At 57.9% G+C, this 7,828-nt stretch carries 8 protein-coding genes and 1 pseudogene; 7 read left to right on the top strand and 2 right to left on the bottom strand.

Annotated features, from left to right (window positions below; all coding sequences use genetic code 11):
- The 7 genes and pseudogenes from GCT19_RS40125 to GCT19_RS40090 form a co-directional block, all read left to right on the top strand.
- Positions 1-256, top strand: a 256-nt coding sequence (locus tag GCT19_RS40125) for an IS3 family transposase (RefSeq protein WP_152854487.1), incomplete at its 5' end; no start/stop codon positions are given.
- Positions 139-858, top strand: coding sequence for a tyrosine-type recombinase/integrase (locus tag GCT19_RS40120; RefSeq protein WP_408582416.1), 720 nt, complete (start codon positions 139-141; stop codon positions 856-858). The genes GCT19_RS40125 and GCT19_RS40120, both read left to right, overlap by 118 nt.
- Before the next feature lie 152 nt (positions 859-1,010).
- Complete coding sequence (locus GCT19_RS40115; protein ID WP_018437884.1) at positions 1,011-1,280, top strand: DUF1488 family protein; 270 nt, start codon at positions 1,011-1,013, stop codon at positions 1,278-1,280.
- A 179-nt stretch (positions 1,281-1,459) separates the two neighbouring features.
- Positions 1,460-1,672: pseudogene (locus tag GCT19_RS44105) on the top strand (IS6 family transposase); the annotation flags it as partial.
- Positions 1,673-2,352: 680 nt separating this feature from the next.
- The gene (locus GCT19_RS40105; protein ID WP_227717812.1) at positions 2,353-3,624 is read left to right on the top strand and encodes an acyl-CoA dehydrogenase family protein; all 1,272 of its coding nucleotides are present in this window, start codon (positions 2,353-2,355) and stop codon (positions 3,622-3,624) included.
- Between the two features lie 213 nt (positions 3,625-3,837).
- Entirely contained in the window at positions 3,838-4,896 is a 1,059-nt protein-coding gene (locus GCT19_RS40100; protein ID WP_018437881.1) for an aldo/keto reductase, read from the top strand.
- 953 nt (positions 4,897-5,849) lie between these two features.
- Positions 5,850-6,758, top strand: coding sequence for a class I SAM-dependent methyltransferase (locus GCT19_RS40090; RefSeq protein WP_084598449.1), 909 nt, complete (start codon positions 5,850-5,852; stop codon positions 6,756-6,758).
- Positions 6,759-7,114: 356 nt separating this feature from the next.
- On the opposite strand, the gene GCT19_RS40085 is transcribed toward GCT19_RS40090, so the two are convergent.
- A complete protein-coding gene (locus tag GCT19_RS40085) occupies positions 7,115-7,552 on the bottom strand; it encodes an aminotransferase class III-fold pyridoxal phosphate-dependent enzyme (RefSeq protein WP_018437877.1) in 438 nt (145 codons plus the stop codon).
- An 88-nt stretch (positions 7,553-7,640) separates the two neighbouring features.
- Positions 7,641-7,828: transposase domain-containing protein (locus GCT19_RS40080; protein WP_193727521.1), on the bottom strand; the 188-nt coding region annotated here is incomplete at its 5' end.

The following is a 7,828-nucleotide window of genomic DNA, read 5'->3' as shown; positions in this document are numbered from 1 at the left end:
CATGCGTTGCTCTATGAGCCGCAAAGGAAATTGCTGGGACAACGCGCCGACGGAGAGCTTCTTCAACAGCCTGAAAAATGAACGGGTTCATGCAGCGCGCTATCGCACGCATCGCGAAGCCGCAGCGGACTTGTTCGAATACATCGAAGTGTTTTACAACCGCAGTCGTCGTCATTCGTCGCTCGGCTTTGTGTCGCCGGCCCAGTTCATGCGAGACTGGCTCGTGGCTCAGCAGGCAACGGATGTAGCTGCATAACCCCGGGCCTCTGGAAGGCGAAAAACAGAGGGAAGGTCAGGCTGCGCTTCCTGCTGGACTTCGGCTACGCGACGGGGCTGCGGGCGAGCGAACTGGTCGGCGCCACGCTCGGACACGTCCAGACCGATGCGCGCGGCGATCACTGGCTGCGCGTGACGGGCAAAGGCAGGAAGCTGGCGCGCGTCGCGCTGCCGCCGCTCGCGTGGGACGCCCTCGCCCATTACCTCGCCGAACGCGAACTTCCGATCGCGCCGATGCGCTGGCGCCCGGAAACGCCGGTCATCGGCAGCCTCGAGGCAGACAGCGGGTCGACGATCAGCAGCGTGCGGCTATCGGGTGTGCTGAGGCGCTTCTTCCTTGTGGCTGCGAAAAGTATCGAAGCCGATCATCCGCCGCTGGCAGAGAAGCTGCGGCGCCCCAGTCCGCACTGGATGCGCCACACCCACGCGACGCATGCGCTCGGGCGCGGCGCCGAACTGACCACCGTGCGGGACAATCTGCGGCACGCGTCGGTGTCAACGACGTCGATCTACCTACACAGTGATGACGTGAAGCGGGCGCGGCAGATCGGAGACGATTTTACCACTGACAGACGCCGGTAGTCAGGACGCAGCCAGTGTTGAGAAGCACTGGCTTCGACGCAGTCCAAAGCGGCGCGCTATGACCTGCAACCCGTCAACTTCGCCCGCACCCGAAATGCATAACCTGTGCAAAAATCATCGTGACTTGATCAGATACGCCGTCCTTGCCACCTATGGAAACCGTCGAACTTGAGCCGCAGGTGCTCGCCAACCGCCTCGGCGTGGCATTTTCTCTCATCTTCCAGAAGCAGCCGATCGAATGCACGATCACGATCACGGCGCTGGAAGCGTATTTCTGGCTCGAGCCACGAGCAGGCGACGAACGCATCCTCAAAACCTTTCGGGATGGCTATGGCCGTATCCGGGCGATAGCCGAGCGGAAGTTGCTCGCCCATCCCGCGGCACGACTCGAGCTGACGACGGCAGATTTCTTACGCCCCTGAGACAACGGTTTGCCTGTGGTGCATCTTGCAGCTCGCATTCCAGAATCGACTCCGGCAGCGCGCATGCAATTGGTCTGCAGCGGCTGAGCGGCGTGTTCGCGACTTAACTGAAGCCGCTTTGATGGAAGCGTAATAACTGGTGCGCACGTGCCCCCCCGCCGCGACGGCCGCCCTGCTTGGAGCCCACCCGCAGGCGGGAATGCCAGATGTACGGTTTTCGCGAAGCGCGTCGCACGCAGGCGTTTCTTTCGTGCTTCGGTCCGATCTGGCAGCACTTCGCACTGAGACGACATTTGCTGCGCGCTCCTCTCTATCGCAAACACCTCGCGGCCCGGTTTGTCGCGTGGCGCGAATTTACCAACGTCACCCAAACTCCGTCGACTGGCTTCTGAGCAGCAGTGCGTTATGGATCGTCATCGTCGAAGTCAGCCAAGTTGACAGTGCGAACCCCGGGCCTTAGCGCGACAGAAGTCCATGCATATGATTCGAAAAGCCCAGAGGAACGATGGCGGTATGGCACTCTCTCCGGTCTAGCGATTCTATTCGCTCTTTGCATAAGTAGTCCTCTATATTTCATCGCTCTCGCCGGTCAGCTTCCTTATTGCGGCAGCACCCCTTTTGCGTGGGTCGAATCGGAGACAGGGTCCCGACCTGTCCGCGGGGCCTTCGGACGCCCTGCACCAACATCAATATATTTGATGCTCTTCTTCTGGCTGTGACACTCGACAGCGTGGCATCATCGTTCGAACTCAGTTAGCTACTCGGGTAAGGGACGAACTGCGAAGCTGAAGGCCGATTAACCTTTTCCGATAAAGGTGTCCATGCACAGATCACAGATTAAAGGGGTGTGCTTTACGGCGGGCTGCTGACCGCTATGCTGATGAGGCTTCAGCAAAGGCTGCTGCCGCAAGCGACTATTGCGCGTGCCGGAGAATGAAGAAGCTTCTCCGTCCTGAGGCTGGGGCGGAAGCCGCGCGATCAAAATTGCGACGCAAGGCGCGCAACTAACCACCGCCGTACTGCATCTGTCAGAGTGCAGACGGCACGTGCACTCGTTAAAGTGATTAGACACATGCAAAAACTGATGAAGCAAAGTGATGCTTTGTATGGGACAAATCGTCCGGCGCGCAAGGGGCTTCAAACGGCACCTCAAGCTCCCTCTGGCGACGAGGGCCCGGGTAGATCGTCGCTTGCAGCCGGGCGTATCTTGGACGCGATTCGCGATCTTGCTCCTACCGTTCTCGCGCGGGCAGCCGAGATCGAAACGGAACGCCGCATGCCGTCCGACCTTGTCGAGAGGCTGCGATTGATCGGAGTGTTCCGCATGTTCGCGCCGCGCAGCCGTGGCGGACTCGAGCTAGATCTACCTTGGGGAATGGAAGTGATCAGCGCGTTGGCCCGGCTCGACGGCTCAGTCGGCTGGACCGCGATGATCGGCAGTGCATCGGCCATTATGAGCCCTCGATTGCCGAGACAGACTTACGATCTGATGTACCAGGACAAGTCGGAAGTCCTCATCGCTAGCGTCTCCACGCCTGGAGGCACCGCCGAAAGAACGGCCGATGGCTGGCGGGTCAGCGGCCGTTGGCCGTTCGCCAGTTGTTGCCAAAATGCCGACTGGATGATGGGTCTCTGTTTCATGTCGGAAGGCGGCAAACCACTCTTTGGGTTGGCAGGGGATGCCAGCACACCATTGGTCAGGTGTGTTGTCTTGCCCGCATCGGCTTGGCAGATTGAAGACACTTGGCGCGCCTCCGGCCTCAGAGGTACCGGAAGTCACCACATAACCCTTCAGAACGTACTAGCGCCGGAGGCCAATTTTTTTGACTTTCCAGCTGGAGCAGCATGCGAGCCAGGACCGCTATATCAAGCTTGGCGGCACCTTCAGTCGGTACTTCTTGGGGCTGTCTGCGTGGGCATCGCCGAGGGCGCCTTATCAGATGTTGTCCAGCTCGCCCACAGCGGTCGGCAACAACTTCGAGCACCGGCCCCCATGCGCGACTCCGAGATGGTCCAAGGCGAGCTGGGTCGAATTGAGGCAGATGTGCGCGCAGCGCGGGCGGCCATGCAGGTCCAGGCGCAGAGTCACTGGCGACACGCCTTGGCCTACACGCTGAATGGCCAAGCTCTGTACACTCAGGGCATACAAACCGGAACCTGGATTGCGACGATCTGTGCCAACGCAGCACACGCCTGCTTTACCCTTGCGGGCGGTGCCGCAGTGTATGAATCTTCACCTCTTCAGCGGCGCCTGCGCGATCTGCAAGCGGCGGCGCAACACGCCATGGTCCAGCCTCGGCACTATGCCGAAGCTGGCCGGCTGCTGCTGGAGCAGGTCATATGAAGGTCAAGATCGAACATATGGCCATAAGGGGGGCGGGGATCGGCAGGAAACTTCAGGAGCGCCCTGCGATCACGGGCCTTCCGCATCACCTGCAGATCAGCAGACTTTCTTTCGATATGTTTAGTCCTCCCACTGGAGTGGGCCGCTGCCGTTCAACCGCCTCGCAACCACAGCGGCCACGGCGCCATGATAAATGTTAAAGGCATAACAAAGATGCAGAGACTCCAGCTTGCCCCCAACTACGAGATTTCACGTGTGATTCACGGAGGCTGGCAACTCGCGAGCGGCCACTGCACGGCCCGAAGCGAAGACCCCATCGCGGACCTGGTGGCCTTCGCAGATGCGGGAATAACCACCTTCGACTGTGCCGACATCTATACCGGCGTCGAAGAACTGATCGGCCATTTCAGAATGCGCTATCGCGATCTGCGCGGGGAACAAGCCCTCGCCCGGATCAAGATCCATACCAAATTTGTGCCGCCCTCCGACATACTGCCGGGCATCACCAAGTCTTATGTCGAGAGAGTGATCAACCAGTCGCTGCGACGCCTCAAGCAGGAGCGGCTCGACCTACTACAATTCCATTGGTGGGACTACCGGGAGCCCCGTTGGCTCGATGCGGCGCTCTGGCTGGACGAGCTTCGCCGCACCGGCAAGATTGATAAGATCGGTGGCACGAATTTCGATACTCGCCATATGCTGGAGATCGCGAATGCTGGGGTACCGCTTACCAGCATGCAGGTGCAGTATTCGCTACTCGATCGCCGTCCAGCGCAGCGAATGGCGGCGGCGGCGGTCGAGTATGGTATTCCGCTCCTCTGCTATGGCACCGTAGCCGGCGGCTTCCTCGGCGACAGATGGTTTGGCGCACCGGAACCCACGGAGCAGTTAGCGAACCGTTCGTTGGTCAAATACAAGCGGATTATCAACGCCGTCGGCGGATGGGACCTATTCCAGGCCCTTCTGACGGTGCTCCGCCAGATCGCGGACCGGCATGGAACAGACATCGCCACGGTCGCCAGCGCTGTGATGCTCGAACGACCGGGTGTGGCGGCTGTCATCATCGGCGCGCGCGACCGCTCTCATGTGGCCTCGAACGTCGCCATCTCCGGTCTAGCCCTGACCGCCGAGGATGTCGACAGCATCACCGGAGTGCTGGCGGAAGCCACGGAGCTCGACGGGGATGTCTATGCACTAGAGCGCGACGACCAGAACGGCAATCGCACCCGCAAATCGGGATTCACTTCGATCAAGGCCGGTATCCGGATGTAAACTGGAGAAAGTTGAATGAGAAACGCCCTATCTTCCAAGCTAGCCTTCGGCATTTTCGATCGTTTGGACGAGAACGGTAGTCCATTGGACGACAATACGCGGACCGGCTCAGTCTTTCCGCTTATCACTTGGCGGAGCACCATTGCTCACCGGATGGAAGGGGCTCGTCGCCGAATCTGTTCTTGTCGAGCGCCGCACTGGGAAACTTCATCTCGGTCCCTTGGTCATGCTGCTTCGCTTTCATCCGCTACGTGCGGTTGAAGAGATTTGCATGCTTGACCACTTGAGCGGCGGAAGGGTCGAGATGGGCATGGGGGGCGCGACTCTCTTCCGGTCGAGCTAGGCTGCTTCGGGATAGATGCTGACACGGTGCCGGAAAGTTATCTGGAGACCAACGAGATTCTGATGGAGGCGATGAAGGATGGTGCCCTTTCCTACCAAGGTCACCATTTTCAGCTAGACGGGTGTCCCTTTGACAACAATCGACCAGAGTTTGCGGGCTGGACCGCTGCAAACGGCGCAAATATCGCATCTGTAGGATCCGCGTCGTTTGTTCGCAGGATTACTGACGTATATCGTACAGAGGAGGGATACAGCACGAGCACCGACGGCCAACCATCGTTTGCGGATTGCTTCGGGTGTTTGTGGTCGGGCAAATCTGCGAACCATGCATATTCGCTCGCGGCACGGCTTTCGAACGATGGCTTAAAAACTTCAAACACCTGTACGACCTCAATGCAATTTCCCTTGACCAAATCTGCCACTGACCTTTGACACAGCACTAGAGAGTAAATTATGCGTAGTAGGGACAGCAGCTCCTGTTCGACGGACTCTGCTTGATCACCTGGAAGAGGCGGAGGCTAACTATCCTCTCTTTACCAGGTCGCGTTTGGCGATCTGTCCTTGGATGCCTCACTTTTCACGGTAATGACCATTGAATCTGAAGCGCGTAAATGGAACGTCCCGAAGTGAGCAACGCGAGGGCGTTAAAGTTGCAAGAAGGCAGCAGTACTCAATCCAAATCAAGCCGTCTCAAGGAGAGCAAAATGGGTTACATCCTAAAAACAGATGACAATGCCAGACTAAGACTTGGCATCCAAAACCGGTTATACGAACAGTCAAGTGTCGACCTTATCAGTCGAGCTGGTATGCTCCGCGGCAGGAAAATCCTTGAAGTTGGCTGCGGTAGTGGCGCGATGACACTGCATTTGGCACGCGCAGCCGGACCTCAAGGAATGGTAACGGCTATAGATTGCAGTCAGACGCAGCTAGAAGCGTCCCGCCAATTCGTAACAGAAAGTGGTTTCGAGAATGTTACCTTTTTGGAAGGAGACGTTAATTGTCTGGATCATTTGGAGAACTTATATGACCTAGTCTATTGTCGGATGGTGCTCCATCATGTGGCGGATGCGGATCATGCTATCCGTCAAATGGTGAATGTCCTCGGCCCGGATGGCCATTTGCTATGCGAAGAACCAGCGATTCATGACGGTTCATTCTCTTTCCCACCGTCTGAGGCAATCGATGAGTTTATAGGAAAATTAAGATCCTGTTTTCGCATGAGTAACCGTGATTACAAAATCGCCTTCCGTATGGAAGCTGTGATCCGGAATCTCGGTTTGAAGATTGAACATAGCCGCTTGAATCATCCGTTACTGAATTCACCCGATGAGAAACTGCTTTACGCGATGAGCTTGAGAGACCTCGCGCCGCAGATGATCAAAAACGGGGTGATCGACCTCTCCTCGGTTTCTACCCTGCATGAGAAGCTAGCGGATCTGGCGAATTCTGAGACCACAATGACTTGGGCGAGGATGCACAGCGTTTTGGCACGGAAGCCTCATGGTACAGAGCCGCACTAATCAAAGTGCTGTAGCTAGCGTCAAGATTGATTGGATGGACGGCCCCAGCTTGAGCTCTACGGCTCCCTGAACGGCCATTTCCAGTGCCCGACGCCTCAGTGTCCGCCGGGCTGGCAGTGCGTTCAACCTCGTTTCGAGTGAGCGCTAAAAACCCTTGGGGTTGTAACTCGGACGCCGGCTCGAACTGCTTCATGAACTCCGCAACTTCGAGTGACAGGACGTTCGATCTGATAGATTTCGAACGCATCTTTTTCATCCCAATCGGTAGTGATCTAAACGCGAATTGTGATTTTCATATCCAACTCCGGCGGCCATGATTGCCGGAATTCTAGGCACCACTGAAACCCCCAAGATTTTTAACGCTCCCCCATGCACGCCCGCACGATGTCCTCGAAACATTCGGCCATTTCGTCGATTTCACACGCCGACGAGATGAAAGGCGGTGCGAACAGCACATGGTTGCCCTCCACGCCGTCAGCGGCGCCCGCGCCTGGATAGATCAGCAGGCCGTGCTGGAGCGCTTCCCGCTTGAGCCACGCGGCGAACGTCGCACCGCCAGAATATGGTGCCTTTGAGTCGCGGTCGTCGACGAACTCCACGCCGACAAACAGCCCCCGGTCCCGCACGTCCCCGACGATTTCGACATTTTCGAATCGCTCCTTCAGCCGTGCGCGCAACTGATGCCCGCGCACGACGACTGCGTCCAGCAGGTCATCGTCCTCGATTGTGCGCTGCACTTCGAGCGCGACGCCGCACGCGAACGGGTGATTGACGGTAAGCGCGCGATCTAGCACACTGAGCGCGCGTAGACGCGCGAAGGCGAGCGGGTCTCCGAGAGCAAATCGATCGATCGAGGTTTTGTGAGGTGGCGACCGATCAAGCTCAACGCGCTGCCGTTTCTGTGAGCTTCGCGTATTTGAACGGTAAGAGGTCAGTCACGTCGGCATGCGGTTCGCGCTTCGGTAGTTCGGTGAGCACGTGCACAAGGTAGGCGTAGGGTTCGACGTTGCAAGCCCTGCAGGTCAGCATGAGACTGTAGATCATGGCACTTGCCTTCGCGCCAGCGACGG

This window comes from Paraburkholderia atlantica, assembly GCF_009362785.1.
GTDB lineage: Bacteria > Pseudomonadota > Gammaproteobacteria > Burkholderiales > Burkholderiaceae > Paraburkholderia > Paraburkholderia atlantica.
The sequence above is the reverse complement of the archived record's forward strand: the minus strand, read 5'-3'. Positions and strand labels throughout refer to the sequence as shown.

Coding starts and splice junctions, on each gene's coding strand:
- GCT19_RS40100 (WP_018437881.1), top strand. CDS start 3,838: ATGCAGAGACTCCAGCTTGCCCCCAACTACGAGATTTCACGTGTGATT.
- GCT19_RS40115 (WP_018437884.1), top strand. CDS start 1,011: ATGGAAACCGTCGAACTTGAGCCGCAGGTGCTCGCCAACCGCCTCGGC.
- GCT19_RS40105 (WP_227717812.1), top strand. CDS start 2,353: ATGCAAAAACTGATGAAGCAAAGTGATGCTTTGTATGGGACAAATCGT.
- GCT19_RS40090 (WP_084598449.1), top strand. CDS start 5,850: ATGGAACGTCCCGAAGTGAGCAACGCGAGGGCGTTAAAGTTGCAAGAA.